This window comes from Bacteroidota bacterium (assembly GCA_016721765.1).
In the GTDB taxonomy this organism is placed as follows: domain Bacteria; phylum Bacteroidota; class Bacteroidia; order UBA4408; family UBA4408; genus UBA4408.
Window position 1 is genome coordinate 1,338,568 of sequence record JADKHO010000001.1, and the last position, 26,689, is coordinate 1,365,256.

Here is a 26,689-nt window from a genome sequence, read left to right on the forward strand (position 1 = left end):
GCTTAATACGTATTTTTTATTGCTTGGCTTTTAAGGCCTGCATAATTCTTATTTTGTTAATGTCAATAATTTTGTAATTGCCGGTTCTGATAGTTCGAGCAAGGGTTTGGGATACAAGCCAAAAGCAATAACCATCAATACTACTGGAATTAAAATGGACATTTCCTCGGTATTCATATCCGGAAATTTAAAAGTTGCTTCTTTGAGTTCTCCTAACATTGATTTTTGATAGGCAGTTAACATATAAATAGCACCTAAAATGATAGATAGTCCTGCAACTGCTGCAGTCCAAGCTCCGTATTGATACAAACCATTAATGAGTAAGAATTCTCCAATAAATCCGTTTGTTAGCGGTAACGCAACACTTCCTAACATTATTATCATAAATGCTGTTGCAAATTTTGGAGCAATACTTCTTACCCCACCAAGCTCATTTAAATTGCGGGTTCCGGTGCGGTCTTCAATTTCATCGATTATATAAAATAAGGCAAACACATTTATACCATGACTCACCATTTGCACCATCGCACCTTGTAAACCCTGAATGGTTAAGGTAAATACACCAGCTGAAATTAATCCAACGTGTGCAATAGAGGAGTAGGCAACAAGCCGTTTGAAGTCTTTTTGAACAATAGCAATGCAGGAGGCATAAACTACTCCAATTACCGAGAGTGTTATTGCAAAGCTACTCCATTCGTGCACTCCGGCCGGAACCATTGGTAGCAACCAACGAATAACGCCATAAATACCCATTTTTAACATAATTCCCGAAAGCAGCATAGTTCCTTGAGTTGGCGCTACTGTGTAGGTATCGGGTTGCCAAGTATGAAAAGGGAAAATGGGCATTTTTATGGCAAATGCTACAAATAATCCCCAAAACAAAATTCCTTGTGTCGCGAGAGGTAAAGCCCTTCCCGCGGTGTATAAAGCTTGAATATCGAAGCTATGGGATCCGGGCGTTTGCAAATAGATGTAAATAAGCGCCACCAACATGAACAAACTTCCCAAAAGGGTGTAAAGAAAAAATTTAAATGTGATGCGGGCACGATTTTCGCCTCCCCAAATGAGACAAATAAAATAGATTGGGATAAGCGCTAACTCCCAGAAAATATAAAAAAGAAAGCCGTCCATTGCCATAAAAACGCCTAGAAGAGCCATTTGCATCAATAGAATCAAGGAATAAAATACATGTGGTTTATCGTAGTTTTTTTTGTGAAAAGAGGAGAGTATAATAAATGGAACCAAAAGGTTTGTGAGTAATATTAATACTATACTTATTCCGTCAATGCCTACTTTAAAACTGATTCCCAATGAAGGAATCCACCAAAAGTCGAGCAAAAATTGGGTGCTTGCATCGTGTGTAAATTGCGCTAACACGATTAACGTGGGTATTAATTGAGCAAGTGAAAATGCCAATGCCGCTTTTTTCGCGTTTTCTCCTTTTATAAAAAGCAAGAGGAGGGATGAAACAAGTGGTAAAAGAAGTAAAAGTCCGCTAATCATAATTTTTTTAATTTATTTTTCAACCTCAAGGACAACTATTACAGTGTATAATTTTTTTAAACGCTGTATTTTAAGCCATTGAGCTTAGTAAGATTTAGATTACCAATTTAAAAACCAACATTAATACGATACTCAACACCATTGCGAAAATATAAAACCCGGTGTTTCCTGCTTGAGCGTACCTCACGATACCACTGCTCCAAACGACTGCTCGGCCAATGAAATTGACCAAGCCATCAATAACCTGAATATCCATAAAAGTATGAAACTGTTTAGAGGTCCAATTCAAAGGACGTGTAATGAGATTATTATAAAATTCATCAACAAAATATTTGTGGTAAACCAATTTGTGAACAGGTTTCAACACACTTGTTTCGGCAACCGGAATTTCTTTGTTTTTTACATATTTATTGTAGGCAACGTAAATTGAAATTACGGCAGATAAAATAGCTACTCCCATCAAACTCCATTCAGCAGCATGCGAAACTTCGTGCGGGAGCATTCGGATATCAGCATCGGCAAACACAGGCTCCAAAAAGTTTTTCAACAAGTGAGGGACATGGAATATTTCAGGTAGTCCTACAAAACCACCAATTACTGAAAGCACCGCCAAAATTATTAGGGGAGTTGTGATGGATTTTGGGGATTCGTGTAAATGATGATGCTGTTCTTTTGTGCCTCTGAATTCCCCATAAAAGGTTAGAAAGAATAAGCGAAACATATAAAAAGCTGTCATGATTGATACAATTACACCCAAAAGCCAAAAGATTTTATTGTGCGCAAAAACATGTGCTAAAATTTCATCCTTGCTAAAAAATCCGGCAAAGGGTGGGACTCCGCTAATGGCAATGGTACCAATAAGAAAAGTGAGATAGGTAATGGGTAAATGTTTCTTTAATCCGCCCATGTTGCGTATGTCCTGCTCGCCGCTCATTGCGTGAATCACACTTCCTGCGCCCAAGAATAAAAGGGCTTTAAAAAATGCATGTGTCATAACATGAAATACTCCGCTTGAAAAAGCGCCAACACCTAAGGCCAAAAACATAAGTCCCAATTGGCTTACCGTTGAATATGCGAGTACTTTTTTAATGTCATTTTGAGCCAAACCAATTGTAGCTGCTAACAAAGCGGTAGCTAAACCGATTACAGCAATCACTTCCATGGTAATCGGAGAGAGTGCAAATAAAATATTGCTTCGGGCAATCATGTATATCCCAGCGGTAACCATGGTGGCGGCATGTATTAATGCAGAAACAGGAGTGGGACCGGCCATGGCATCCGGAAGCCAAGTGTACAATGGTATTTGAGCACTTTTACCAATAGCCCCAATGAAGAGTAAAGCGGTGATGATGGTGATGGTATGATGATCCGAAATAAATCCTTTAGCGGTTGCAAAAACGGTTGCATAATTGATGCTACCAAATGTGGTAAAGATTAATATGATACCCATCAGGAAACCTAAGTCTCCGATACGATTCATGACAAATGCTTTCTTAGCAGCATTGTTATAATTGGTGTTTTTAAACCAAAATCCGATGAGCAAATAAGAACACAAACCAACACCTTCCCAACCCACAAACATTACCAGGTAATTGGAGCCTAGCACGAGTAACAACATGAAAAAAACAAACAAGTTGAGGTACGAGAAAAATTTGTTGTGTCCTTCATCTTCATGCATGTAACCGGTGCTGTAAATGTGGATCAAAAACCCTACACCGGTAATTATGAGTAGAAATATAGAGGAGAGTGGGTCAAGTAAAAAGGAGATGGATACCGAAAAATTTCCGGCCATAATCCAATCCAGCACATCGTAAGTAAATGAAGAATTTTCTTTGGGTGCTTGCAGCAAAACAGCAAATAGATAAACAGAAATAGCAAAAGAAATAAATATGGCACCACTGGCAATAACACCGGCAAGTGATTTGGATAATTTGTTTCCGAATAAACCCAGAATCAAAAATCCGAGCAATGGAAAAAGCGGAATGAGTGTAACGAGATTGGTCATATAAGTTTAAAATTCTTTAATCGTGTAAAATGTATTCCTAATTTTCTACCACTTCAATCTATTTAAAGCATCAATATCGGTTGTGCGGATATTTCTGTAAATCATCATCAATATGGCAAGCCCAACTGCAACTTCAGCTGCTGCGACGGCCATGATAAAAAATACAAAAACCTGAGCCGATGCATCGGAACGAAAGGTTGAAAATGCAACGAGTAGTAAATTAACAGCATTCAACATCAACTCAATACTCATAAAAATTATGATGGCATTTCGACGGTACAATACTCCTAATACACCAATGGTGAACAAAGCTGCACACAGCAACAAGTAATGCTCTAATGGAATTCCTTTATAGGCTAACATATTTTTTGGTTTCTATTGTTTCAGGTTTCTTAACAAACTTTATTTTATTTCATTTTTGCCCAACATCACAGCTCCTACCATTGCTGATAAAAACAAGACTGAAGAAACTTCGAAAGGCAGTAAATACTCTTTAAAAAGAACCTGTCCTAAATTTTTTATTAATCCTATTTGGTCGTTTGCCGGATTGGTAATACTAATACTTTCGGTTCCTTTTAAAGCACTTACAAGGGTTACTAAAAGCAATCCACCGGCAATGGTTGCCGCAAATTTTAAAATATTGCTTTTATGTGGTTCTGACTCTTTGTTGAGGTTCAGCATCATAATCACATACAGAAACAAAACCATGATCGCTCCAGCATACACAATGATATGCACTGCCGCTAAAAATTGTGCATTCAAAATCAAGTAATGACATCCAATGGCAAAGAAGGTAATGATGAGGTACAATACACTGTGCACAGGATTTTTGGAGGTAACAACTCGGAGTGCACAAAGCACTGCAACAAAGGAGAGAAAGTAAAATAAATATTGGGTCATAGCTTATTTATTGTGTGCAAACTTTGTGTTTTTCTTGAATTCAGCAACAGCATTTGTTTGGCGTTTGCTAACATCTACTCGTTTATCAAGTGGCTCAACTAAAATGGCTTTTCCGTATAAAAATTCATCCCGTTCGAAAGTAGAAGGCACTGTTTTATCGGTTAAGAAAATGGCTTCTTTGGGGCAAGCTTCTTCGCACAATCCGCAGAAGATACAGCGCAGCATATTAATTTCGTAAGTGCTGGCGTATTTTTCTTCACGGTACAATTTTTCTTCTCCGGGTTTGCGCTCTGCTGCCGTCATTGTAATAGCTTCGGCCGGACAAGCCACCGCACACAAGCCACAAGCAGTGCAACGTTCAGCCCCATTGTCGTCGCGTTTTAAAACATGCTGACCACGATAAACCGGACTAAATTCACGGTGAACATTCGGATAATCAATCGTCGCTTTTTTCTTAAACATGTGTTTAAGCGTAATTCCCATACCACCTACAATTGCAGGTAAGTAAAGCCTTTCGGCAAGCGACATTTCTTTTTTAGAAACTACTTTTGAGCGATTGGTTAATTGCATTTTTATTCAGTTTTCAATTCTCAATAAACAAATTGCTTGACAGGAATTAATTGGCAAAACAAATTGTTTAAAAGCATGCTTTTAATTTTTAAATAACATCATCACACCCCCTGTGAGCGCTATATTCGCTAGCGACAAAGGTATTAATATCTTCCAGCCTAAATTCATTAGTTGATCGTAACGGAAACGCGGAACAGTCCAGCGAATCCACATGAAGAAGAAAATGAAGAAGAAAATTTTTGCGAACAAAAACACTACACCAAGTATAGTTACGGCATTTTGAGAAAGATGCAAATGATCAATAAAAGGAATGTTATATCCACCAAAATAAAGGGTAGATATAATTGCCGAAGAAATAAACATGTTGATGTACTCTGAAAATAAGTAAAATCCTAATTTCATAGAACTATATTCCGTGTGATAACCTCCAACTAATTCGGTTTCACACTCCGGTAAATCAAAAGGTGCGCGATTGGTTTCGGCAAATGCACAAATTAAAAAAATGAGGAAGCCCAGTGGTTGGTAAACAATGTTCCACATTCCATGACTTTGTTGTTCTGTAATTTCCTTTAAACTGATCGTTCCGGTTGTCATGATAAGTGCAATTATGGCTAATCCCATTGCAACTTCATAGCTAATCATTTGAGCCGAAGCTCTTAAGGCACCGAGCAATGAAAATTTATTATTACTTGCCCATCCGCCAATCATAATTCCATAAACACCTATTGAAACAACGCCAAAAACATAAAGCACTCCGATGTTGATATCAGCAATTTGTAATGGATATTGCTTCCCTCCAATTTCTAAGGAACCGCCCCAAGGAACTACCACTCCGGTCATGCAAGCAGTTAACATGGCAATGCAAGGGCCGATAATAAACAAGGCTTTATTTGAAACATCCGGAATAATTTCCTCCTTCATAAACATTTTAAGTCCATCGGCAGCCGGTTGTAACAATCCCCAAGGTCCCGCTCTGCTTGGTCCCATGCGGTCTTGCATAAAGGCAGCTATTTTACGTTCGCCGTAGGTAGCGTACATGGCAATGAGCAAGCTAATGCCGAAAATTATCAGCACTAAAATAAATTTGTAGATGAGTAATGAGAGCATATCTGTTTATTTTCTTCCTCCTAATTTGAGTTGTTCGCTTAGCAATTTTTCTCTTTCGCCTTTTTCAATTTGATTCAGCGTATAGTTTTCATCAATTTTTTTACCACCTTGAAATTTAATTTGACGGTTAATTTCCAAGCGTAATTTAGTCAAGTCAATTCCTTCGTAATGATTTTGCGAAATAACAGAATCTCTACGAATGTGTGATGGTCCTTCAATTACCCAATCGGCAGTATTCTTTTTATCGAAGCGGCATTCGTTGCAAATAAACTTCTCGGCTTCTCCGTTTTTATCCTTTCGGGCAGTAACACGAATTACCTCTTGCCCTTTGCACCACAACATAACTTCGCCACTGCATTTTTTGCAATCGCGGTGTGCATCTACCGGTTTGGTAAACCATACACGGTTTTTAAAACGATAGGTTTTATCAGTTAAAGCGCCAACTGGACATACATCTATCATGTTACCGGAGAAATCATTCTCCACTGCATTTTTAATGTAGGTACTAATTTCGGCCGCATCACCACGGTTAATAATGCCGTGTACGCGTTTATCGGTTAATTGATCAGCCACATAGGTGCATCGGTAACACAAGATGCAACGCGTCATGTGAAGTTGAATTTTATTTCCGATGTCGATTTTTTCAAAAGTTCGGCGTTCTTCTTCGTAGCGGGTTTTTGCTAAACCGTGCTTGTATCCTAAGTTTTGCAAATCACATTCTCCGGCTTGATCGCAAATTGGGCAATCGAGTGGATGATTGAGCAGTAAAAATTCAACTACTCCTTTGCGTGCTTCCAACACTTCCGGAGAAGTAATATTTTGAACCACCATTCCATCTTGAACAGTAGTGGAGCAGCTCACCACCAATTTGGGCATTGGGCGCGGGTCTTTTGCTGATCCTTGTGCCACCTTCACTAAACAAGTGCGGCATTTACCGCCACTGCCTTTAAGTTTACTATAGTAGCACATGGCAGGTGGAACAATTTCACCTGCTTGGTTCACCCCTTCACGGGGAATCATACGTGCTGCATTTAAGATGGTAGTCCCGTCCGGAACTTCAATCTCCACATTATCAATTGTAACTTTTGCCATAGTTTTTATTAAGCATTCACCAAACTATTTTTAGCACTGTAAAATCCATGCTTCATTTTTACCACCTTATCGGGATTATTGATGTACCATTCAAATTCACTTCTAAAGTGGCGCACCGCACTTGCAATGGGCCAGGCAGCAGCATCTCCTAATGGACAAATGGTATTTCCTTCAATTTTTTTGGCTACATCCACCAGTAAATCTATATCGCTCATTTTGCCGTGACCGTGAATGATGCGGTGCAATACTTTTTCTAACCAACCTGTTCCTTCCCTGCAAGGGCTGCATTGTCCGCAACTTTCGTGATGGTAAAAGCGTGCGAAGGTATATAAACCATGTGGTATGGAAGCATCCTCATCGTACACAATAAATCCTCCGGAGCCTAGCATTGAACCGCTCACAAAACCACCGTCACTTAAGGATTCGTAGCTCATGAGTCGTGGCTCACCTGCCGCGGTTTTTAAAATTAATTCGGTAGGTAAAATGGGAACAGAAGATCCACCCGGTACACAGGCCTTCATTTTTTTTCCGTTCGGAATTCCACCACAGTATTCTTCTGAAAAGATAAACTCCTCAACCGGTAAACCAAGCTCAATTTCATATACGCCACGTCTATTAATGTTTCCGCTAGCTGATATGAGTTTTGTTCCGGTGCTTCGGCCAATGCCAATTTTAGCATATTCATCGCCGCCCATATTTATGATAGGGACAACCGATGCAATAGTTTCTACATTGTTCACAACAGTTGGACTGGCGTATAAACCGGCAATCGCAGGAAACGGCGGTTTCATGCGTGGGTTTCCTCGTTTTCCTTCGAGTGATTCAAGAAGTGCTGTTTCTTCGCCACAGATATAAGCGCCTGCACCAATGTGAACATATAAATCGAGTGAATAATCGGTTCCTAAAATATTTTTCCCTAACCAACCTGCTGCATAAGCCTCCGCAATTGCTTTTTCTAACACCCGCATCACGTAATAATATTCGCCTCTTATGTATACAAAAGAAGTGTTGGCACCCAGCGCATAGCTGGAAGTAATCATTCCCTCAATAAAAAGATGAGGGTGCTTTTCCATTAAATAACGGTCTTTGAAAGTTCCAGGTTCGCTTTCATCTGCATTGCAAACTAAGTAGCGGGGCTTATTGGATTTACGGTCTAAAAAACTCCATTTCATCCCAGCCGGAAATCCGGCACCACCTCTTCCGCGCAAACCCGATTTTTTTACTTCTTCGGTTACTGCATCCGGAGTCATAGTTTTTAGGGCTTTTTCTACTGAAGCATATCCGCCTTTTGAGCGATATACCGCTAGTGTTTCAATACCCGGAACTCCATCGTGTTCTAATAATAATTTTCTTCCCATTCGCTTGCTTTGTATTCGAATTAATAAATCAGAGGTAATTAAATGGTAATTTCGTTTGACTTTGTATAGGCACTTCTTTTGTTGGCAGCACTAAGTTTTTCAATTAAACTATCTGTTTTTTCCTGAGTAAGGTTCTCGTAAAAATCAGCACCGCATTGCAACATAGGCGCAGTTCCGCAAGAACCCAGGCATTCCACTGTTTTTAAAGTAAACATTCCATCGGGGGTGGTTTCACCCACTTTTATCTTTAATTTTTTCTCGAGGTAATCCACTAAATCATCAGCTCCTCTAAGCCAGCAAGGTGCGGTGCGACATACTTCCAACAAGCATTTGCCCACCGGTTTTAAATTAAACATACTATAAAAGGATGCCACTTCATACACTTCAATGGGTAAAATACCAAGCAAGCTCGCAACATAATCCATGCTTTCGGCACTCAGCCACCCGTCAAATTCAGCTTGAGCTAAATGAAGGAGCGGAATAAGCGCCGATTTTTTTCGGTCGGCCGGATAGCGGGCAATAATGCTATTTGCTACTGCTAGTGTTTCTTCTGAAAATTTTGGTTTCGTCATTTAATCTTTAATATTTTCCTTGATAAAACTAATAATAAATTCAGATGCGTCTATTGCAATTTCAGCTTCTTTTTTTGTTGGAAAAATATCTGCATCAGGATATCGGATTTCAACATTAAATTTTTCAAATGCTTCAATTGCATCATACAATTTAGAGGAAAAAAATGGTTGGCCTTCCAACAAGCTTAATAAAGAATGTAAATCATGAATCTTTCTGTGTTTAATTTCAAGTTTAATAAGACATGCTTTAATCGCCTTCTCACATCCTTGCTGACTCAAAAAAGCAACAATGTTTAGGTATGAATCATCTTTACTAAAGAGCTCACGAGCTGCGCTTAAGTCTGTTTCGGCAAACTTAATCCACTCTAAATGTAAAAGCTTTTTATCGAGCATATATTACCTTTCCTTCCTCCACAACTTGTGTAATAAAAGCCATCGAAGAATCTTTAAAATATTCAATTTCTTCAGGTGTATAAACTATTATATCCATTGGAAATTTAAAATCATGTAAAGCTTTTCTTATTGGCAATCTTCTTTCTTTTCGGGGTAAATCAGTCTTATATACTATCAACAAATCTAAATCACTATCCTCAGTTGCCTTTCCATCGGCGTATGAACCAAACAAAATTATTTTTTCAGGATGAATAAAATTTACGATCCTGTTTTTTACATCTTCAATATTTTGATTTGTAATCACTTTCTAATTCAATTATTTAGCAAACACTAAATCCATTTTAAGCATCCAATTCACCAGCAATTACATTCATACTACTCATGGTAAGGATTGCATCGCTCAACATGGCTCCTTTAATCATTTCGGGATAAGCTTGATAATAAATAAAACATGGCCTTCTGAAATGCAAGCGGTATGGAGTTCTTCCGCCATCACTAATCAAATAAAATCCTAACTCGCCATTTCCTCCTTCCACACAATGATACACTTCGCCGGCAGGAATGGCTGTTTCGCCCATTACAATTTTAAAATGATAAATGAGTGCTTCCATATTGTTATACACTTCTTCTTTTGGAGGAAGGTAAAAATCAGGTACATCGCCATGAAAAGCATTCCCTTTAGGCATTTTTTGAAGTGCTTGTTTAATGATGCTGATGCTCTGCCACATTTCTTCTTCACGCACCATAAATCGATCATAGGTATCTCCTTGCGTTCCTACAGGAATGGTAAAATCAAAATCCTGATAGGAAGAATAAGGAGTATGCACCCGCACATCATAATCCACACCGGCAGCACGCAAGTTTGGTCCGGTAAAGCTATAGGCCAAAGCTCTTTCGGCAGATATGGGACCACAGTTAATGGTACGATCCATGAAAATGCGGTTGCGCATGATAAGTTTCTCCCATTCCGCCAGACCTTTTGGAAATTCGGTTAAAAAGGCATCTAATTTTGCCCAAGCCGCAGCCGGGAAGTCTCTTTCAAATCCACCAATACGTCCAATGTTTGTGGTAAGGCGAGCGCCACAGATTTCTTCAAAAATTTCGTAAATTTTTTCGCGGTATTGAAATACATGTAAGAATCCGGTCATGGCACCTGTATCCACACCTATTACACTGTTGCACACCAAATGATCGGCAATGCGCGAAAGCTCCATAATAATTACGCGGAGATATTCTACACGTTTTGGAATTTCGGCTTTTATTAATTTTTCAACCGTCATGTGCCAACCCATATTGTTAATAGGGGAGGAGCAGTAATTCATGCGGTCGGTTAAGGGTGTAATTTGATTGTAAGGTCGGCGCTCGGCTAATTTTTCGAAAGCACGGTGTATGTAGCCAATTGTTGGTTCGGCTTCTACAATAATTTCCCCATCCATTTTCAACACATTTTGAAAAATACCATGAGTAGCGGGATGTGTAGGGCCAAGATTTAATATTGAATATTCCTTTTCAGGAGTAACGAGAATTTGATTTTGATTATTTTTTACAAGTTCTGCCATCGCTTTTTGTATTATCGTCCAAATTGTGCATCGTTTTTATCTAGGCGCACTTGATCTTCAAGCGGAAATTCTTTTCGTAATGGAAATATCAACATATCATCTACATTTAAAATGCGCTTTAAGTTGGGATGACCTTTAAAAAGAATTCCATAAAAATCAAATGTTTCGCGCTCCATCCAATTAGCAGAAGGAAAGATACCGGTTATACTTTGTACTTCAGGATGTTCCCCACCAACGGCAGCTTTTAATCGAATGCGGTAATTGTTCGTCAAACTATGCAGGTGATACACCACCATAAATTTTTCGCCGGCATCCGGAAAATGGACACCACACAAATCGGTAAGAAAGCGGAATTGTAAATTTTCGGCATCGTGCAGAAATTGAATAATCTCGGTAATCTTTTCTTTTCGAATATAGATGGTTAGGAAATCAAAGGGAGTTTCGGTACTGAGGATATCATCGCCAAATTTTGCTTTGAGTGTTTCTGCAATACTAAGCTGTGTTTCTTGTGTCATTTTAGTAAGAAGTAGTAAGTATAAAGTACAAATACTGATTCACTGAAAAAATTTGAAAACCTAATCCTTGTACCATCAATTTCTATAGTTCTGTATACATTAAGCGGATGTTATAGTATTCCGTATTCGGCAAGCATGGCTTTGTATTCAGGGGTTTCTCGCCTTCTACGAGATTCATTTTGAACCAATTCCTGAATTTTCATCACCCCGTCTAAAACTTGTTCAGGGCGCGGTGGGCAGCCAGGGATGTACACATCCACAGGAATAATGCGATCGATACCCTGTAAAACACTATAGGTATCAAAAATTCCACCTGTACAAGCGCATGCACCCATACTTAACACCCATTTGGGCTCAGCCATTTGCTCATATACTTGGCGCAACACAGGTCCCATTTTTTTTGAAATGGTTCCCATTACCATTAATAAATCTGCTTGACGCGGCGAGAAGCTTAAACGTTCGGAACCAAAGCGAGCCAAATCATAAGTACTTGCCATGGTTGCCATAAATTCGATTCCGCAACAAGAGGTGGCGAAAGGCAAAGGCCATAAGGAGTTTTTACGGGCGAGGCCAACTACATCGTCTAGTTTTGTTGCAAAAAAGCCGGCACCTTCCAGGCCTTCGGGTTTATAATCTGATTTAATATCTACTGCCATCTTCCTCACCCGCCTGCCTCTCTAAAGGAGAGAAGAGGTTGGGGATTTTTCTAGTTAATAAAATAAATACACCTTACTCCCATTTCAAAGCACCCTTTTTAATGATGTAATAAAAGCCCACCAGTAAAAAGGAAATAAAGAGTAACATTTCTGCAAAGCCTAACATCCCAAGTTCTTTAAAGTTTACTGCCCAGGGATACATAAAAATTACTTCCACATCAAACAACACAAAAAGAATAGCCACTAAAAAATATTTGATGCTAAAAGGCATGCGCGCGTTACCTTGCGATTCGATGCCACATTCAAAAGATTCGAGTTTTATTTTAGATTTTCGTTTTGGACCCATCCAGTGCGTTAGCACCATAACCATTAATACAAATCCAATTGCAACAATTGCCATCAGGCCAATGGGCAGGTAATCTATCAAGCCACTTTGTGCATTCATATATGAGGGTTTCAAAATTTGCGCGAACAAATTTAGAGATTATATAAGACTAAGCAATAGAATTCTGTTTTGTTTTCGCTAAAACTTAAGTCCCATGTTATAAAACATGAAAGAGAAGATATCAGTTTGTTCATCAATCCACTTTCCAACCGGCTTTCCGGTAGCTCCATGTCCCGCTTTCGACTCAATTCGGATGAGAATGGGATTATTGCCTTTGTATTTTTCTTGAAACGTTGCAGCATATTTAAAAGAATGTGCCGGCACCACGCGGTCATCGTGATCGGCAGTGGTAATCATCGTTGCGGGGTATTCCACATTTTCCTTTAGGTTATGAAGCGGTGAGTAGCCGTACAAATTTTGAAAATGACGTAAGCTATCGCTCGAGCCGTAATCATTCACCCATCCCCATCCTACCGTAAATTTTTGAAAGCGCAACATGTCCATTACCCCAACTTTTGGGAATGCCACCTTAAACAAATCGGGCCGTTGGTTAATCACCGCACCAATTAATAATCCGCCGTTAGAGCGCCCCAATGCGGCTAATCTTTGTGGAGAAGTATAGTGTTCAGAAATGAGGTATTCAGCGGCAGCAATATAATCATCAAAAACATTTTGTTTATTAAGCTGCATACCGGCTTTGTGCCAATTTTCGCCATACTCCCCACCGCCACGAATATTGGCAAGTGCATAAATGCCACCCTGCTCCAGCAATACCATTAACGTTGCATCAAACTCCGGGTATTTACTTATGTTAAAACCTCCGTAAGCAAACAATATAGTAGGATTGGAACCATCTAATTTTAGGCCTTTTTTACAGGCAATAAATAAAGGAATTTTTGTTCCGTCTTTACTGGTATAAAAAACCTGTTTGGTTTCGTAGTCATCGATATTGAATTTTACATCAGATTTATATTGAATTTCGGTTTTCCCACTTGACAATTCATACCGAAAAATAGAAGGCGGGTAGGTATAGGAAGTATAGGTATAAAACAAATATTTATCGCTTGCACCACCGCCTACAATGCTTGTTGTGCCCAAACCCGGGAGTGTAATTTCGCGCTCCATATTTCCGCTTAAATCATACTGATATAAGCGGCTTGTTACATCTTTGAGGTAATTGATAATTAGTTTGTTTCCAATGGTAACAGATTCTTTTATTAATTCAGGCTTTTCTGCCACCAGAGTTTTCCAGTTTTCCTTTTTTGGGTTGAGTGGATTTACGGCAATAATTTTATGATTGGGTGCATTTTCATTGGTATTCACAATAAGCAGATCTCCGCTTTGTCCAATCACCGAATAATCATACTCAAATCCACTGAAAAGCAATTTAAAATCTTTATCTTTTAATAAATTCTTATAGCGCAATTCCATTCCATCTTGACCCACATCCCGAATAGTTAAAATTAAATATTTTTCATCTTCGGTTGTTTCGGCATGTACATAACGTTCAGCATGTTTGGTGTCTTCAAAAATGAGGGCATCTTTTTCTTGAGGTTCACCTAATTTGTGGTAATAAATTTTTTGAAATTCATTTTTCATTGAAAACGCGCTAACCATGCTTGGGCGTTCATAGCCACTGTAAAAAAAACCATTTCCATACCAGGCCGGGCTTGCAAATTTCACCCATTTTATTTTATCCGAAATAAGTTTTTGAGTAGCCAGTTCAATTACCCAAATTTCTTCCCAGTCGCCTCCCGCTTGCGCTACCGAAAAAGCCATGTACTTACCATCTTTGGAAGCACCCCGCAATTCCACAGCAGAAGTTCCATCGGCTGAAATTTTATTGGGGTCAATTAATTCCATCGGCGTTCCATCGAGTCCTTTTTGCACATAATACACCGATTGGTTTTGTAAGCCGTTATTTCTGCTAAAAATATAATATTCGCCCACTCGAGTAGGAGCAGTATATTTTGGAAAATTAATGATATCGGTAATTCGATTTTTGATTTTTTCGCGAAAGGGAATTTGCCCGAGGTAATTTTGTGTTACTTTATTTTGCTCTGTTACCCATTGTTTAACTTTAGCCGCGGTATCGTTTTCCAGCCATCTATAAGGATCCGCAACACGAGTGCCAAAATAGTCGTCTACCTGATCCACTTTTGCAGTTTGAGGATATTTTAAGCGCACTGTGTTTTGAGCACTTGCCATGGTAAATAAAAATAAAGAAGCGGTACCAAGAATAAATTTTTGCATGAGTTAAGATGCGAATAATTTTTAGTGAATAATTTTGCAATACATGCGAATGTCTTGCTTTGGTCGGTCGTTTGCGCCTTTTTCCACAGCAGCTATTTTATCAATCACATCCAAACCTTCAATTACTTCCCCAAAAACTGTATATCCGCCATCCAAATGCGGGGTGCCACCAAGTGTGTTATAGGTTTTTCGTTGTTCCTCGCTGTATTTAAAAGGTGCAAGTTTCGCTGCTTCTGCATTGGTCATAGCTTCGGCAAGGGCATTAAGTACATTCATGCTATCCGGGTTTTGGGTGGGCTGATTGGCAATAAAGCGATTTTTTAAGGCTTCATTTTCAGGACGGGTTATTATTTGCTGAAATAAACTTTGCTTGTTTTGTTGATTCACACGGGCTTCCATTGCGTCTAAATCGCTAGGGGCAAATTTATTTCCTTGCACAATGTAAAACTGGCAACCACTTGAAGCTTTCAGTGGATTCACATTATCCCCTTGTCGAGCAGCCGATAGTGCACCTTTTTTATGATAAAACTTTGGATTAATCTCGGCAGGGATAGTATAGCCTACATCGCCGTTTCCAAGCATGGCTTCAGGTGTAGCGCGTTTGCTGGTAACATCGCCGCCTTGGATCATAAAATTACTGATTACCCTATGAAACAAGGTACTGTCTAAGGTTTTTTCACGCACCAATTTTAAAAAATTGTCGCGGTGCAATGGAGTTTCATTGTACAACCTTACTTTAATAATTCCCATGTCGGTTGTAATTTGAACCACACTGTCTTGCAGGATTTCGACTGCCGGAGCTTTTTCAGTTTTTTTTGATTTTTGTGCAAAGCCGGTTGTGCATAACAGGCATAGCGCAGTAAGGAATAAACTTATTTTTTTCATTCTTTAGAAGGGTTTAAAAACAGGGTTATTTGAAATCATAATTTTGTTTTACTTTTGTATATCAATTTCACAATATTACAAATATTTATTATCAGAGAGGGGATTGCACAATTCCGTTTCTGAAAAATTAACTCAAGCCCAAATGAAGAGAATACTAGTTCCATTAATAGCCTTATCGCTCCTTGTTTTTGTTGCAGTACAATCTTCTTGTAAAAAGAAAAAACCAACAGAAGCCGAAATTAGTTTAGTTGACTCAGTTGGTAAAGCTCTTGGTGGTGCCAAGGTTTATGTAAATTCAAAAAACAATACTCCTCCCGGAACGATTGAAGACACTCAAATTTCTGATAACCGTGGAAAAACTTTTCACACATTTGAGAACGAAGCAATTTTACAAGTGGAAGTATCAAAACAAGTGGGAGGAAAAACAATTTCGGGATACGGCATTCTTCGCCTAGAAGAAGGAAAAAAGGTGGAACTGGCGATTACCGTTCATTAGTTTTCGCTTTCTTTTTTTTTAAAATATTCTACAATCGCTTGACGCATTAAATGATTTTGTTGCAAAGGTTTTAAGTGCGGCAACTTTTCGGTTGCTTTCCAATGCGGCCATCCATCGCCATCCATTCCTTCATATTCATAGTAACCATATTGCCCAAGCAAGGTGCAAACTGCAATGTGCATCACATCAAGTTTTTGGTCTTTACTAAATTTTCGAAAACCTTGTCCCAATTCTTGCACTCCAATCAAAAAAAGAATGGCTTGCACGTCCAATGCTTCGCCATAAGGTTCTGATATTTTTTTTACAAGCGTATTCCAGCTTGCTTCAAATTCTAGATCCATTAAAATGTGTAGTTACTAAATTTGGGTGTACTTATACTATTTTTATTCCCATAACAAGTATGTCATCCACTTGCTCATGCACACCTTGCCAATCTATGAGTTGATTGTCGAGAATTTTTTTCTGCTCCTCCACCGGTTTTTGATAAATTTCAAGAAGTAAATTTCTGAAGCGATTGGCCATGAATTTTTTTCCGGCCGGACCTCCAAACTGATCCACATATCCATCCGAAAATACATACACCATATCTCCTGATTTTAAATCAATAACATTGTTCTTATAGGGCTTGGCAGTAGAACCTGTATAGTAACCTATTGGAAATTTATCGGCTTTGTATTCTAATAACTGTCCATCACGGATTAAATACAAAGGATTGTAGGCTCCCGCAAATTGAAGTTCTTTGTTTTTAAAATCGATGGAACAGAGCGCCAAGTCCATTCCGTCTTTGCTTTGTGTTTCGCTGTTTGATTGATGCAAGGTTTCACTTACGCCGATGTTGAGTGCATCGAGTATACGCGCGGGTTGCGATTCATTGTTGTTATTTACTACATATTTTAAAATGTTGTAAGCCACAATACTCATAAAAGCACCCGGCACACCATGACCTGTACAATCTACAGCAGAAAAAAGGGTTTTACCGTTTTTTTGTTCTACCCAATAAAAGTCACCGCTAACAATGTCTTTGGGTTTATATAAAATAAAGGAGTTGGGAAGAATAATACGCAACACACTTTGTGGAGGAAGAATGGCTTCTTGAATGCGCTTTGCGTAACGAATACTATCGGTTACTTGTTTGTAAAGCACTTCAAGGATTTCGTTTTTAGTTTCGATTTCCTCTTTTTGTTTCACCACTTCCTCAGTACGTTCCACCACCTTCGCTTCGAGGAAGCGTTCGTTTTCGTCCAATTCACTACGCATCTTTAAGAGCGCATGTCCAAGGGTATCCTGATCACTTAAAGGATTGTATTCTGATGCAAAGTTTCCCGAACCCACTTCTTTTGCAAAGTGGGTAGTACTTCTGAGTCCATCAACAAGGTCATTTAAGGCAAGCGACATTTCACCAATTTCATCATTTCGGTTACGTATTTTTTCATCCGGTAAAACTCCTTTTCCCATCGAAATCAGTATCTTTTTTAGGTAAGAAATAGGCCGCACGATACTCCTAACGGTAAACATGGCAATTAACAAACCACCTATTAAGAGTGCAATTCCAAGCCCGGTTACAATGGTAGTGAGGGTTCGGAAGGAAAGTAGCATATCGTTGTTGATGCGCTTAGAATCTCTGTTTTGGCGGTCGATGATGCGCGACAGTTTTTGTTGAACAGCTTGTGTTTTTAAATCGATGTCGCCACCGGTTTCCACCAAAGGACCATAATTAAAAATAAGAAGGGGGTCGCTATAGGAAGCAAATGAATTGATGGAGTCCATTACTTCTTTGTGAATCGCAAACAGTTCATCAATTTTGGTAAACACATCGTTAATGGAGTCGCGGTCATCTTTTCTCCACCGCAGTGAAAGTCCTTTAATGCGGCCTTTTAGTGCAGGGTATTCTCTGAAGTTATTTTCACGAAGCTTTTGTTTGTCGGGATTTTCAGGGATGGTTTGAACGTTTACCCAATAACTAATTAAAGGTTTTGAGATGAGCACTACCTTGTTTAGTTCATCCAAAGCTTTGAGCGATGGATTGTAAACTTGGTTGATTTTATCATTGATTTTACGGCTTTCTTTTAAGGTTGTGTTGGTAAAAAGAAAGGCAATGAGGGTAGACAGAATTAATATCCCGAAGCCTGTTCCTATTTTTCTACCAATGGTAAATCTAAAGTTCATGAAAGCGGTTTCGGGTTATGGGAAATTATTTTTTATTTCGGTCCAAATCTTGAAGAAGTAAATCAATATACTGACGTTTCTCCTCTTCATTTAAACTAAAATATATTCCCGACAAACCTACTAAAGTTTCTCTTCTGTTGGGATTTAAGTGATAGGCTTTTTCCATAAAAGGTAAAGATTCTTTAAATAAGCCGGTGCAATTGTCTACTATCATGTTTAAGCTAACAATGTCTTCATCATAACCCATTGCATTAATAATCTTAACGGCTTGATTATAATACAGGAGCGCCATATTATAATTGGCTGTAATGTTATTTGGATCGATTGCCAATACTTTGCTAAAAGCGTCTCTTTCTTTGGCTATGTATTGTTTTCTAAGGGAAGAATCCGGAGTTTCTGCAAGTTTTAAATAAGCATATCCAAGCGCAAGATGCACATCAATTTCTTTTTTTGAAAAATCAAAAGCGGAATCAGAAGCCAATGCTGTTCGCTTATAAAGTGCATAATATTTTTCAGCTTGATTTGTATTGAAGCTGTCCAAAAATGCTTTTACATCGTTGTAGTAAAGCGCAGAAAGTGATTTTAAATTCTTTTGATTCTCAGCGACTAATTCATTATTTGCATCTAATTGTATGGAGCGCACAAAGGAGCGGTAAGCTTCTTCTCGAGAGCTAAGTGCTTTGTTTGCTGTTTCAAATTTCTTATAATATTCTTTATACGAGAATCCACGCAAATACCAGGCTCTTGGACTATCTTTTAATGCTTTACTTGCAACGGCTGAGTCACTCGTAATTTTGGCATTGATGTAATCATTTTGTTGCAAATAATTTTGAATGGTAAAAATTAAGTCATGCTCTTGCGCTTGCGCCATTCCTAGGAATGAGCAACATACCAAAAACACTATTAATTTAATCTTTTTCATATACTTTATTCAACTAAAATGGCCAAGCCGGCTAGGCTGGAACCTATTTTTAAATTATATTTTTCGGCATTAGCCTTGTTTAATTCGAAGCGTTGTTTGTTTTCCATAATCACAAAATTGATGGCGGCACCTTGTTTGGCACAGCCCGGACGTTCAGCCACGATAAGTGTGCTAAAGCCTTTCATTTTTGAAGAAATTTCTTTAATGTTCGAGGCATTATCAGCAGCAACAAATAGCAAATGGCACTTGCCAATTGCATTTACATTCGGGAAACTTTGTATTTCAAAAGGTTGAGCGCCGGCTTTTTTAGTTGCGGCCATGTTGCTCAAATCTTTCAACAAGGGGGTAGTGCCTACAATTCCGATGATGAAATTTCCTTGTTTATAGCTGGCCGGCCACTCAATGTATTTTGTGAAGTTGTAAATGAAGGTTGCCTTGATTTTTGACGGCGTATCATCTGCCGCTTGAATACCAAGCGACATGAAGCCTATCAAACCTACAAAAGCTATTTTAAAAAACCTGTTCATTTTTTTTCGAGCGGGGCATTGCAAGTATTGTGCTATAAATTAGTAGGGCACAATTTGCAATCATCAAAACTACTCAAAAGAAAACGATTAACCAACGCTTGTTTTTGAATTTGTTGACACTATAAAGTTGAAAACGAATGGAAATAAATTACCGGACTTTTGACAAAATAAAGACTAAATAGGTAAGGTGTTTTGTGTGGTTGAGCGCTGTTGAATCCCTTCGCCTACTATGGAATTCGCACCATGTTAATGTTTTTTGGAGGGGCAATAATGAGCGGCACAGTTTCCACAGTAACGGAACTGGTGTCTAAACCAAAAGCTTTAGGTTCCGATAAACTGAGGTGTTTTAAAACGGAATAAACATCCAAAATAATTTTTTCAATAAAAGGCAGATCGTTTTCGTAGGAAACAAATTTTTCGATAACAATGAATCTAAAATCACCAATGATGTTGTTTTTATTTAATGATTTATAGCGGCTTGTTATATCAACCTCATTGTTACGCACCATATCTTCTACTGCTTTGCGAAACATTAAATTGATGCGGGGTGCAATTCGGAATCCAAGTCGAAAATCAATTCGGATAACATCGTCGTGAATGAATTCGCTCACCTTGTATTCCATTCGATAAGGTTCATCCACTACATCCACATGCACAAACCAATAAATATCGGCTCGTTTGGGTTGCTTTTGCATGATGGAATAAATGATTTTAGATTCTATTTCTTCACGGCTATCAGCACTGGTAAGGTAAACCAAATGTGTGGCATATTTGGGAACGGTTAAATCGTGGCTTAAATCTTCGAGTATAGGCAGATAGTCGCCTAGCTTTACAAATTCAACATAGCGATTGCGGATTTTGCGGGCATAAAACCAAATCAACATAATGGATGAGAGGAAACTGGCAATCATTAAACTGATCCATCCGCCATTCGTAAATTTCCCTAATTGCGCTACAAAAAAAGACAATTCCACAATTAAATAAACTACAATAAACATCCAGATAAATGGCTTCCAATATTTTTTAATTTTCATAAAATAAGTGAGCAAACGCGAAGACATCAGCATCCCCAAAATAATGGTTAGGCCATAAGCAGCCTCCATTTTAGAAGATTCACGAAAATGAAGAACAACAATTATACAGCCGATACACAAAAACCAATTTACCGATGGAATATACAACTGACCTTTGATATCGCCGGGATATTTGATGCGGGCTTTGGGCCAAAAATTTAAACGAATTGCCTCGTTAATTAAGGTAAATGAGCCGCTAATTAATGCTTGGCTTGCCACCACAGTAGAGACCGTAGCCAACATAATTCCAAAAGGTAAAAACCAAAGCGGCATAATTGCATAAAAAGGATTGGACCCGCCCAGCCAACTCCCTTCTTGGGAAATAAGCCAAGATGCTTGACCAAAATAATTGAGTAATAAAGTAACTTTTACAAAACTCCAAGTAATACGAATGTTTTGTTTGCCGCAATGTCCAAGATCAGAATAAAGCGCTTCAGCTCCGGTAGTGCACAAAAAAACAGCTCCCAAAAGCCAAAAACCATTGGGATGCTCGGCTAATAATAAATAGGCGTAATAGGGATTGATAGCTTTAAGTACCGACCAATTGTGCATCAATTCCGAAAAACCAAGAATTCCTATTGTGGTAAACCAAATGAGCATCACCGGACCAAAGAGTTTTCCAATGGATTTTGTTCCGAATTGCTGTATTGCAAAGAGTAAGAATATGATAATGATTACAATCGGAACTGTTGGAATGTGGCGAAGTGATTCAATCATTCCCAAACCTTCAATGGCAGAGGAGACAGAAATTGGGGGGGTAATAATTCCTTCTGCTAAAATAGCGCTTCCACCAATTACAGCCGGAAACAGCAACCACTTAATTTTGGTTTTTTTGACTAAGGTATACAAACTGAAAATTCCTCCCTCTCCTTTATTATCGGCACGGAGCGTAAGGATTACATATTTAATCGTAGTTTGAAGTGTAAGGGTCCAGAATATACAACTAATTCCACCCATTACTGTTTCAACATTAATAGGAGCTTCTCCTACGATTGCTTTTAGCACATACAAGGGTGAGGTACCAATATCGCCAAAAATAATTCCTAGCGTTACAAGAAGCCCGGCTGCTGAAACTTTGTGAACAGAGTGATGCGCTGACATAAAAGATTAAGAGCTGCGAAAGTAAATATTACTTTGGCATTCCAAATTCTGTTAATCGAAATAAATTGGTTTTAGAGGGGGATTCTCACTAAATTGATATCGCGCGTTGGCGTTACAATTAAAGGAACTTTTTCAGTAGTAACGGAACTTGTGTCGAGACCAAATGCTTTCTCCTCAGAAAGGCTTAATTGTTTCAAAACAAAATAAATGTCCAGCACAATTTTATCGTAGAAGGGTAGCTCATTCTCATTTGACAAGAATTTTTCAATCACTACAAAACGAAAATCTCCTATCACACTATTTTTATTGAGTGATTCATAGCGACTGGTAATATCAACTTCTTTGTTCTTTACCATATCTTGCACCACTTTGCGGAAAAGCAAATTAATTCGGGGAGCAACCCTAAATCCTAATTTAAAATCCACCCGAAACACATCATCTTTAGCCAACTCACGCACTTTATACTCCGAACGATAAGGCTCATCTACAACATCCACATGCAAAAACCAATAAATATCAGCACGTTTGGGCTGTTTTTGCATAATGGAATAAATTACTTTTGATTCCAACTCATCGTGTTTATCAGCGCTGCTCAAATACACCAAGTGAGTTGCATATTTGGGAATGCTAAGGTCTGCAGATAAATCAGCCAATAAAGGGAGATAATCTTTCAGTTTTACAAACTCAACGTAACGGTTTTTTATTTTTCTAGCTTGATACCATACAGCCATAACAGTGATTAAAATTGCTGCTATTAATAAAGTAACGTAACCACCGTGTACAAACTTATTTAAGTTGGCAATTAAAAAAGATATTTCGATACCGAGGTAGATGATTAAGCTTAAGACAATATAAACAGGATTGTAACGCTTTAAAATCATGTAATAGGTGAGCAAAGTAGTTGTCATGAGCATTGTAAGCACAATGGCCAAACCATAGGCAGCTTCCATGTTGGATGATTCTTTAAAAAATAATACCACGAAAATACATCCCCACATGAGCAACCAATTTACCGAAGGGATGTAGATTTGACCGCGTAAATTAGTGGGATAAACTACGCGCACTTTTGGCCAGAAGTTTAATCGCATAGCCTCATTAATGAGTGTAAACGAACCGCTTATTAAAGCCTGACTCGCTACAATCGCTGCAGAAGCCGCAATTATGATTCCGGTGCCATAAAACCATTGTGGCATTATGGAAAAAAAAGGATTTCCTCCGGCAAAAGCAGAAAGTTTTTCATCGTGATGTGCAATTAACCAGGCCGCTTGACCAAAGTAATTTAGCACCAAACAAGTTTTTACAAAAATCCAACTCATGCGAATATTTTCCTTTCCACAATGGCCCAAATCTGAATACAATGCTTCAGCTCCTGTTGTGCAAAGAAAAACAGCACCCAATAAAAGCATGGCATTGGGATAATTAGACAATACATAATACGCGTAATAAGGATTTAATGCCTTTAGAACACCCGGATTATGAACTAATTGTGAAATACCAAGTATGGCTAGCATACTAAACCAAATAAGCATCACCGGCCCAAAAAATTTACCTACCATTTTGGTCCCAAATTGCTGAATAAAAAACAATACGGAAATAATTAAAATAACTATTGGAACTGTAGGTATATTAGCACTAAACAAGCGCAATCCCTCTATTGAAGAAGCAACCGAGATAGGTGGCGTTATAATTCCATCGGCGAGCAAAGTACTTCCGCCAATAATGGCAGGCACCAAAAGCCATTTTCGCTTGGTGCGTCGTACAAGTGCATACAGCGAAAAAATTCCGCCCTCACCTTTATTATCTGCACGCAGTGTGATAATAACATATTTGATAGTGGTTTGTAAGGTGAGCGTCCAAAATATACAGGAAACCGCTCCTAACACAACATCTTTATTAATGGGATCATTGCCAACTATGGCTTTTAGTACATATAAAGGAGAGGTTCCGATATCGCCATAAATGATACCGAGTGTAACCATTAACCCGGCTAATGTAACCTTGTTAATGTGGTGCTTCTCTGAGGACATAAAATTGATAATAAGAGCGCAAAAGTATTTAATTCAATTGGATAAAGCTTAGCAATATGTCACAAATTGAATAGCTTTTGAAAAATAGTTAAAAATCTTTGTGGCTTAAGTCGTGTCATTTTATCAAACTTGTTTAGTTTACTACCTTTGCAGCCTTATTTTTATTGATTAAGTAAGATTTTATTTTAAGGCTTTGATACTATTTTTTTTATTAGCAGGAAGGGTTTGGTGGACATTAGGATTTAGTGTTGCGGGTGCGGGAATAATTTTTTTGGTTTGGAACCGTACGCGTATCAATCGAATTAGCACCCAAAAATCAGAATTGGAATTGGAGGTGCGAAGGCGCACTGCCGAGATTGAAGCGCAAAAGGCGGAGATAGAGAAACAAAATGCGCTTTTGGCGGGAGAAAAGGAGAAAGTAGAAAAGTTACTCTCCAATATTTTACCGAAAGACACTATTGAGGAGCTGAAAACCAAAGGAAAAGCAACTGCCCGTCACTTTCGCTTGGCATCAGTGATGTTTACCGATTTTCAGGGATTTACAAAAATCTCGTCAAATCTTCGTCCACATGAGTTGGTAGAAGCATTGGATGCGTATTTTATAAAGTTTGATGAAATTACCAGCAAATACAATATCGAGCAAATAAAAACAATTGGCGATAGCTATATGTGCGCCGGTGGATTGCCGATTCGTAATCGCAGCAATCCGATTGACATAATATTAGCCGCCTTTGAAATCCTACGTTATGTGGAAAAGCAAAATGTTCAAAAGCGTCTTGAGAAGGAAGATACTTGGAACTTACGCATTGGAATACATTCGGGTGAGCTGATTGCCGGTGTAATTGGCACCCGACGCTTTGCCTATGATATTTGGGGAGACACCGTAAATATTGCCAGTGCGCTCGAACATCATGGAAAAGCGGGTGAGGTAAATATTTCGGGAAACACCTATTATTTGGTAAAAGATTTTTTTGATTGTACATTTCGGGGCAAAATAAAAACAAAGAGCCCCGATGAAGTCGAAATGTATTTCGCTCATCGGATTAAACCCGAATTGTCGGAGAATGGAGAAGGGATAGTTCCCAACGCTGCTTTCCGCGAAAAACTGCAATCGAACTTGGATAGAAAATTTAATTACAAAAAGGCAGAGCAACACATAGTGAAGTTGCTGAAAATAAAGTTACCCGAAGGATTACACTACCATGGTTTGCACCATACTTTTGATGTGTGTGATGCGGCGCAACGCATAGCTAAAGCCGAAGGGGTGAGTGGTGAAGACTTATTCTTGTTGCTTACCGCAGCACTCATTCACGATGCCGGATTTACGGTAACATACATGAATCATGAAGATAAAAGTGTGGAGTTGGCCAAGCAAATTTTACCTCAATACGGCTATAGCGATCAGCAATTGAAAGTTATTGAAGGCATCATTCACGCAACCAAATTACCCATGGAAGCGCAGACTTTGCTCGAAAAAATTATGTGTGATGCCGATTTGGATTATTTGGGTAGGGAAGATTTTTATCCGATTTCGGAAGCCTTAAAGTTGGAATTTTTGGCGCAAGGAATCGTGAAAAATGACAAGGAATTTGATGCAGTTCAAATTAAGTTTTTGAATGCACATAAATATTTTACTGCAACCGCCAAGGCTTCACGTGATGCCTCGAAACAAAAGCGTTTAGAAGAAATTATGGAGCGCTATGCTACCTATGCTTAAGTTGGCTTCTCTAATGCGAGCAAGTAAATAAAAAACAATTCTACAATTTAAAAATAATCGGGAAGATTATTTATTTAAAGAACAGCACACTTCCGCTGATAGAAGACTGCACCGGATTTATAGAAAGTACAGGTATTTGCGCTTCGTTGGTGATGATTTGGCGCTCGTCTAAACCGGCAACAAATTCTGGAATTCCTTTTTCTTGGTTGTTGACAATGGCAATTAAATCGGCATCTACGGAGCTTGCATAGGCCAACATTTGCTTTACAAAATTACCGCTTTTATCGGCTACTTTGGTATCGTAAGCAATCCCATTTTTCTCCATTTCTTTAATGGCAAAAAACATGTTTCGGGTTACTTTATTGGATTCGAATTCTCCCGTTTCTAGGGGAGTGTAAATGTGCACTTTTGATTTAAAATACTGTGCCATTTTTATGGTAAGATCCACTTTTTGCTTGGTTTCTTTGGTCATGTCCATTGGCAATACAATTTTGCCGTAACCTTCGCGTATTTTGCGTTTTTGCACCACAATAAAGGGTGTGCTTGAGTTGGTGATTACTTTTATGGCGTAGGAGCCGGTAATGTGTTGAAACCCTTTTACACCATGGGTTCCCATAATAATTAAGCGGGCATTTATTTCTTTGGCTACACCGCCAATATCGTCAAAAATATTTCCGAGTTTTACAATTGGGTTAACCTTAATTATGTGAGCACGTTGCAATTCATCCGCAATTTTTTGAAGCTTATCCATGTTTGGCTTCACCTCATCTTCTTTAGCAACCACATGCAACAAAGAGATTTTTCCCTGTAGGATGGAAGCCAGTTTAAGTGCGTGATTAATTGCACAGTCGGCAACTTCAGTATAATCCGTAGGGACTAATATCAAATTTTCAGTACTCTCCATAGA

26 protein-coding genes are annotated in these 26,689 nt (G+C 38.6%); 2 read left to right on the forward strand and 24 right to left on the reverse strand.

Features of this window, described 5'->3' with window-relative positions:
* Positions 1 to 48: 48 nt before the first annotated feature.
* From IPP32_04630 to IPP32_04710, 17 genes are all read right to left on the reverse strand, one after another.
* The gene (locus IPP32_04630; protein MBL0047369.1) at positions 49 to 1,503 is read right to left on the reverse strand and encodes an NADH-quinone oxidoreductase subunit M; all 1,455 of its coding nucleotides are present in this window, start codon (positions 1,501 to 1,503) and stop codon (positions 49 to 51) included.
* 94 nt (positions 1,504 to 1,597) lie between these two features.
* On the reverse strand, positions 1,598 to 3,508 hold the full coding sequence (gene nuoL / locus IPP32_04635) for an NADH-quinone oxidoreductase subunit L (protein MBL0047370.1): 1,911 nt from the start codon (positions 3,506 to 3,508) through the stop codon (positions 1,598 to 1,600).
* A 45-nt stretch (positions 3,509 to 3,553) separates the two neighbouring features.
* A complete protein-coding gene (nuoK, locus tag IPP32_04640) occupies positions 3,554 to 3,871 on the reverse strand; it encodes an NADH-quinone oxidoreductase subunit NuoK (GenBank protein ID MBL0047371.1) in 318 nt (105 codons plus the stop codon).
* Positions 3,872 to 3,910: 39 nt separating this feature from the next.
* Positions 3,911 to 4,408, reverse strand: a complete 498-nt coding sequence (locus IPP32_04645; protein MBL0047372.1) for an NADH-quinone oxidoreductase subunit J — start codon at positions 4,406 to 4,408, stop codon at positions 3,911 to 3,913.
* Between the two features lie 3 nt (positions 4,409 to 4,411).
* Positions 4,412 to 4,978 carry an NADH-quinone oxidoreductase subunit I gene (locus IPP32_04650; protein ID MBL0047373.1) on the reverse strand — a complete coding sequence of 189 codons (567 nt, stop codon included), beginning with the start codon at positions 4,976 to 4,978 and terminating at the stop codon, positions 4,412 to 4,414.
* Positions 4,979 to 5,059: 81 nt separating this feature from the next.
* A complete protein-coding gene (gene nuoH, locus IPP32_04655) occupies positions 5,060 to 6,085 on the reverse strand; it encodes an NADH-quinone oxidoreductase subunit NuoH (GenBank protein ID MBL0047374.1) in 1,026 nt (341 codons plus the stop codon).
* A gap of 6 nt (positions 6,086 to 6,091) precedes the next feature.
* Positions 6,092 to 7,177: a (2Fe-2S)-binding protein gene (locus tag IPP32_04660; GenBank protein MBL0047375.1), complete on the reverse strand. Its 1,086-nt coding sequence runs from the start codon at positions 7,175 to 7,177 to the stop codon at positions 6,092 to 6,094.
* An 8-nt stretch (positions 7,178 to 7,185) separates the two neighbouring features.
* Entirely contained in the window at positions 7,186 to 8,535 is a 1,350-nt protein-coding gene (nuoF, locus tag IPP32_04665; GenBank protein ID MBL0047376.1) for an NADH-quinone oxidoreductase subunit NuoF, read from the reverse strand.
* A 38-nt stretch (positions 8,536 to 8,573) separates the two neighbouring features.
* Positions 8,574 to 9,107, reverse strand: a complete 534-nt coding sequence (nuoE, locus tag IPP32_04670; GenBank protein ID MBL0047377.1) for an NADH-quinone oxidoreductase subunit NuoE — start codon at positions 9,105 to 9,107, stop codon at positions 8,574 to 8,576.
* Positions 9,108 to 9,500: a HEPN domain-containing protein gene (locus IPP32_04675; protein MBL0047378.1), complete on the reverse strand. Its 393-nt coding sequence runs from the start codon at positions 9,498 to 9,500 to the stop codon at positions 9,108 to 9,110.
* Entirely contained in the window at positions 9,490 to 9,804 is a 315-nt protein-coding gene (locus tag IPP32_04680) for a nucleotidyltransferase domain-containing protein (GenBank protein ID MBL0047379.1), read from the reverse strand. The genes IPP32_04675 and IPP32_04680 overlap by 11 nt, the downstream gene beginning before the upstream one ends.
* Positions 9,805 to 9,841: 37 nt before the next feature.
* Positions 9,842 to 11,059: an NADH-quinone oxidoreductase subunit D gene (locus IPP32_04685; GenBank protein MBL0047380.1), complete on the reverse strand. Its 1,218-nt coding sequence runs from the start codon at positions 11,057 to 11,059 to the stop codon at positions 9,842 to 9,844.
* Between the two features lie 11 nt (positions 11,060 to 11,070).
* On the reverse strand, positions 11,071 to 11,574 hold the full coding sequence (locus IPP32_04690; GenBank protein ID MBL0047381.1) for an NADH-quinone oxidoreductase subunit C: 504 nt from the start codon (positions 11,572 to 11,574) through the stop codon (positions 11,071 to 11,073).
* Positions 11,575 to 11,684: 110 nt separating this feature from the next.
* A complete protein-coding gene (locus IPP32_04695; protein ID MBL0047382.1) occupies positions 11,685 to 12,230 on the reverse strand; it encodes an NADH-quinone oxidoreductase subunit B in 546 nt (181 codons plus the stop codon).
* A 73-nt stretch (positions 12,231 to 12,303) separates the two neighbouring features.
* Positions 12,304 to 12,675, reverse strand: coding sequence for an NADH-quinone oxidoreductase subunit A (locus IPP32_04700; GenBank protein ID MBL0047383.1), 372 nt, complete (start codon positions 12,673 to 12,675; stop codon positions 12,304 to 12,306).
* A 78-nt stretch (positions 12,676 to 12,753) separates the two neighbouring features.
* Positions 12,754 to 14,868, reverse strand: coding sequence for a S9 family peptidase (locus tag IPP32_04705; protein MBL0047384.1), 2,115 nt, complete (start codon positions 14,866 to 14,868; stop codon positions 12,754 to 12,756).
* Between the two features lie 21 nt (positions 14,869 to 14,889).
* A complete protein-coding gene (locus IPP32_04710) occupies positions 14,890 to 15,753 on the reverse strand; it encodes a peptidylprolyl isomerase (GenBank protein ID MBL0047385.1) in 864 nt (287 codons plus the stop codon).
* 142 nt (positions 15,754 to 15,895) lie between these two features.
* Here IPP32_04710 and IPP32_04715 point away from each other — a divergent pair, with 142 nt between their 5' ends.
* On the forward strand, positions 15,896 to 16,249 hold the full coding sequence (locus tag IPP32_04715) for a hypothetical protein (GenBank protein MBL0047386.1): 354 nt from the start codon (positions 15,896 to 15,898) through the stop codon (positions 16,247 to 16,249).
* Here IPP32_04715 and IPP32_04720 read toward each other — a convergent pair.
* From IPP32_04720 to IPP32_04745, 6 genes are all read right to left on the reverse strand, one after another.
* Positions 16,246 to 16,590, reverse strand: a complete 345-nt coding sequence (locus IPP32_04720) for a hypothetical protein (protein MBL0047387.1) — start codon at positions 16,588 to 16,590, stop codon at positions 16,246 to 16,248. The two genes, IPP32_04715 and IPP32_04720, sit on opposite strands and share 4 nt — an antisense overlap.
* A 31-nt stretch (positions 16,591 to 16,621) precedes the next feature.
* Positions 16,622 to 18,415 (reverse strand): SpoIIE family protein phosphatase, encoded by a 1,794-nt coding sequence (locus IPP32_04725; GenBank protein ID MBL0047388.1) that lies wholly within the window; start codon positions 18,413 to 18,415, stop codon positions 16,622 to 16,624.
* Between the two features lie 25 nt (positions 18,416 to 18,440).
* On the reverse strand, positions 18,441 to 19,337 hold the full coding sequence (locus tag IPP32_04730) for a hypothetical protein (protein ID MBL0047389.1): 897 nt from the start codon (positions 19,335 to 19,337) through the stop codon (positions 18,441 to 18,443).
* 5 nt (positions 19,338 to 19,342) lie between these two features.
* Positions 19,343 to 19,864 (reverse strand): YfiR family protein, encoded by a 522-nt coding sequence (locus IPP32_04735; protein ID MBL0047390.1) that lies wholly within the window; start codon positions 19,862 to 19,864, stop codon positions 19,343 to 19,345.
* Positions 19,865 to 20,091: 227 nt separating this feature from the next.
* The gene (locus IPP32_04740; GenBank protein ID MBL0047391.1) at positions 20,092 to 22,038 is read right to left on the reverse strand and encodes a KUP/HAK/KT family potassium transporter; all 1,947 of its coding nucleotides are present in this window, start codon (positions 22,036 to 22,038) and stop codon (positions 20,092 to 20,094) included.
* Positions 22,039 to 22,109: 71 nt separating this feature from the next.
* Positions 22,110 to 24,065, reverse strand: a complete 1,956-nt coding sequence (locus tag IPP32_04745) for a KUP/HAK/KT family potassium transporter (protein MBL0047392.1) — start codon at positions 24,063 to 24,065, stop codon at positions 22,110 to 22,112.
* A gap of 193 nt (positions 24,066 to 24,258) precedes the next feature.
* Between IPP32_04745 and IPP32_04750 the strand changes: the two genes are divergently transcribed.
* Positions 24,259 to 25,782, forward strand: coding sequence for an HD domain-containing protein (locus IPP32_04750; protein ID MBL0047393.1), 1,524 nt, complete (start codon positions 24,259 to 24,261; stop codon positions 25,780 to 25,782).
* 70 nt (positions 25,783 to 25,852) lie between these two features.
* Here IPP32_04750 and IPP32_04755 read toward each other — a convergent pair whose 3' ends face one another.
* Entirely contained in the window at positions 25,853 to 26,686 is an 834-nt protein-coding gene (locus IPP32_04755; GenBank protein MBL0047394.1) for a universal stress protein, read from the reverse strand.
* Positions 26,687 to 26,689: the final 3 nt, after the last annotated feature.

What these genes read in the sequence shown, in the direction of transcription:
- IPP32_04735 (MBL0047390.1), bottom strand. Translation starts at nt 19,864, where the DNA reads ATGAACAGGTTTTTTAAAATAGCTTTTGTAGGTTTGATAGGCTTCATG.
- IPP32_04685 (MBL0047380.1), bottom strand. Translation starts at nt 11,059, where the DNA reads ATGGCAGAACTTGTAAAAAATAATCAAAATCAAATTCTCGTTACTCCT.
- IPP32_04715 (MBL0047386.1), top strand. Translation starts at nt 15,896, where the DNA reads ATGAAGAGAATACTAGTTCCATTAATAGCCTTATCGCTCCTTGTTTTT.
- IPP32_04755 (MBL0047394.1), bottom strand. Translation starts at nt 26,686, where the DNA reads ATGGAGAGTACTGAAAATTTGATATTAGTCCCTACGGATTATACTGAA.
- nuoL (MBL0047370.1), bottom strand. Translation starts at nt 3,508, where the DNA reads ATGACCAATCTCGTTACACTCATTCCGCTTTTTCCATTGCTCGGATTT.
- IPP32_04690 (MBL0047381.1), bottom strand. Translation starts at nt 11,574, where the DNA reads ATGACACAAGAAACACAGCTTAGTATTGCAGAAACACTCAAAGCAAAA.
- nuoE (MBL0047377.1), bottom strand. Translation starts at nt 9,107, where the DNA reads ATGACGAAACCAAAATTTTCAGAAGAAACACTAGCAGTAGCAAATAGC.
- IPP32_04745 (MBL0047392.1), bottom strand. Translation starts at nt 24,065, where the DNA reads ATGTCCTCAGAGAAGCACCACATTAACAAGGTTACATTAGCCGGGTTA.
- IPP32_04720 (MBL0047387.1), bottom strand. Translation starts at nt 16,590, where the DNA reads ATGGATCTAGAATTTGAAGCAAGCTGGAATACGCTTGTAAAAAAAATA.
- IPP32_04710 (MBL0047385.1), bottom strand. Translation starts at nt 15,753, where the DNA reads ATGAAAAAAATAAGTTTATTCCTTACTGCGCTATGCCTGTTATGCACA.
- IPP32_04700 (MBL0047383.1), bottom strand. Translation starts at nt 12,675, where the DNA reads ATGAATGCACAAAGTGGCTTGATAGATTACCTGCCCATTGGCCTGATG.
- IPP32_04725 (MBL0047388.1), bottom strand. Translation starts at nt 18,415, where the DNA reads ATGAACTTTAGATTTACCATTGGTAGAAAAATAGGAACAGGCTTCGGG.
- IPP32_04730 (MBL0047389.1), bottom strand. Translation starts at nt 19,337, where the DNA reads ATGAAAAAGATTAAATTAATAGTGTTTTTGGTATGTTGCTCATTCCTA.
- IPP32_04705 (MBL0047384.1), bottom strand. Translation starts at nt 14,868, where the DNA reads ATGCAAAAATTTATTCTTGGTACCGCTTCTTTATTTTTATTTACCATG.
- nuoF (MBL0047376.1), bottom strand. Translation starts at nt 8,535, where the DNA reads ATGGGAAGAAAATTATTATTAGAACACGATGGAGTTCCGGGTATTGAA.
- IPP32_04660 (MBL0047375.1), bottom strand. Translation starts at nt 7,177, where the DNA reads ATGGCAAAAGTTACAATTGATAATGTGGAGATTGAAGTTCCGGACGGG.
- IPP32_04740 (MBL0047391.1), bottom strand. Translation starts at nt 22,038, where the DNA reads ATGTCAGCGCATCACTCTGTTCACAAAGTTTCAGCAGCCGGGCTTCTT.
- IPP32_04630 (MBL0047369.1), bottom strand. Translation starts at nt 1,503, where the DNA reads ATGATTAGCGGACTTTTACTTCTTTTACCACTTGTTTCATCCCTCCTC.
- nuoH (MBL0047374.1), bottom strand. Translation starts at nt 6,085, where the DNA reads ATGCTCTCATTACTCATCTACAAATTTATTTTAGTGCTGATAATTTTC.
- IPP32_04650 (MBL0047373.1), bottom strand. Translation starts at nt 4,978, where the DNA reads ATGCAATTAACCAATCGCTCAAAAGTAGTTTCTAAAAAAGAAATGTCG.
- nuoK (MBL0047371.1), bottom strand. Translation starts at nt 3,871, where the DNA reads ATGTTAGCCTATAAAGGAATTCCATTAGAGCATTACTTGTTGCTGTGT.
- IPP32_04675 (MBL0047378.1), bottom strand. Translation starts at nt 9,500, where the DNA reads ATGCTCGATAAAAAGCTTTTACATTTAGAGTGGATTAAGTTTGCCGAA.
- IPP32_04695 (MBL0047382.1), bottom strand. Translation starts at nt 12,230, where the DNA reads ATGGCAGTAGATATTAAATCAGATTATAAACCCGAAGGCCTGGAAGGT.
- IPP32_04645 (MBL0047372.1), bottom strand. Translation starts at nt 4,408, where the DNA reads ATGACCCAATATTTATTTTACTTTCTCTCCTTTGTTGCAGTGCTTTGT.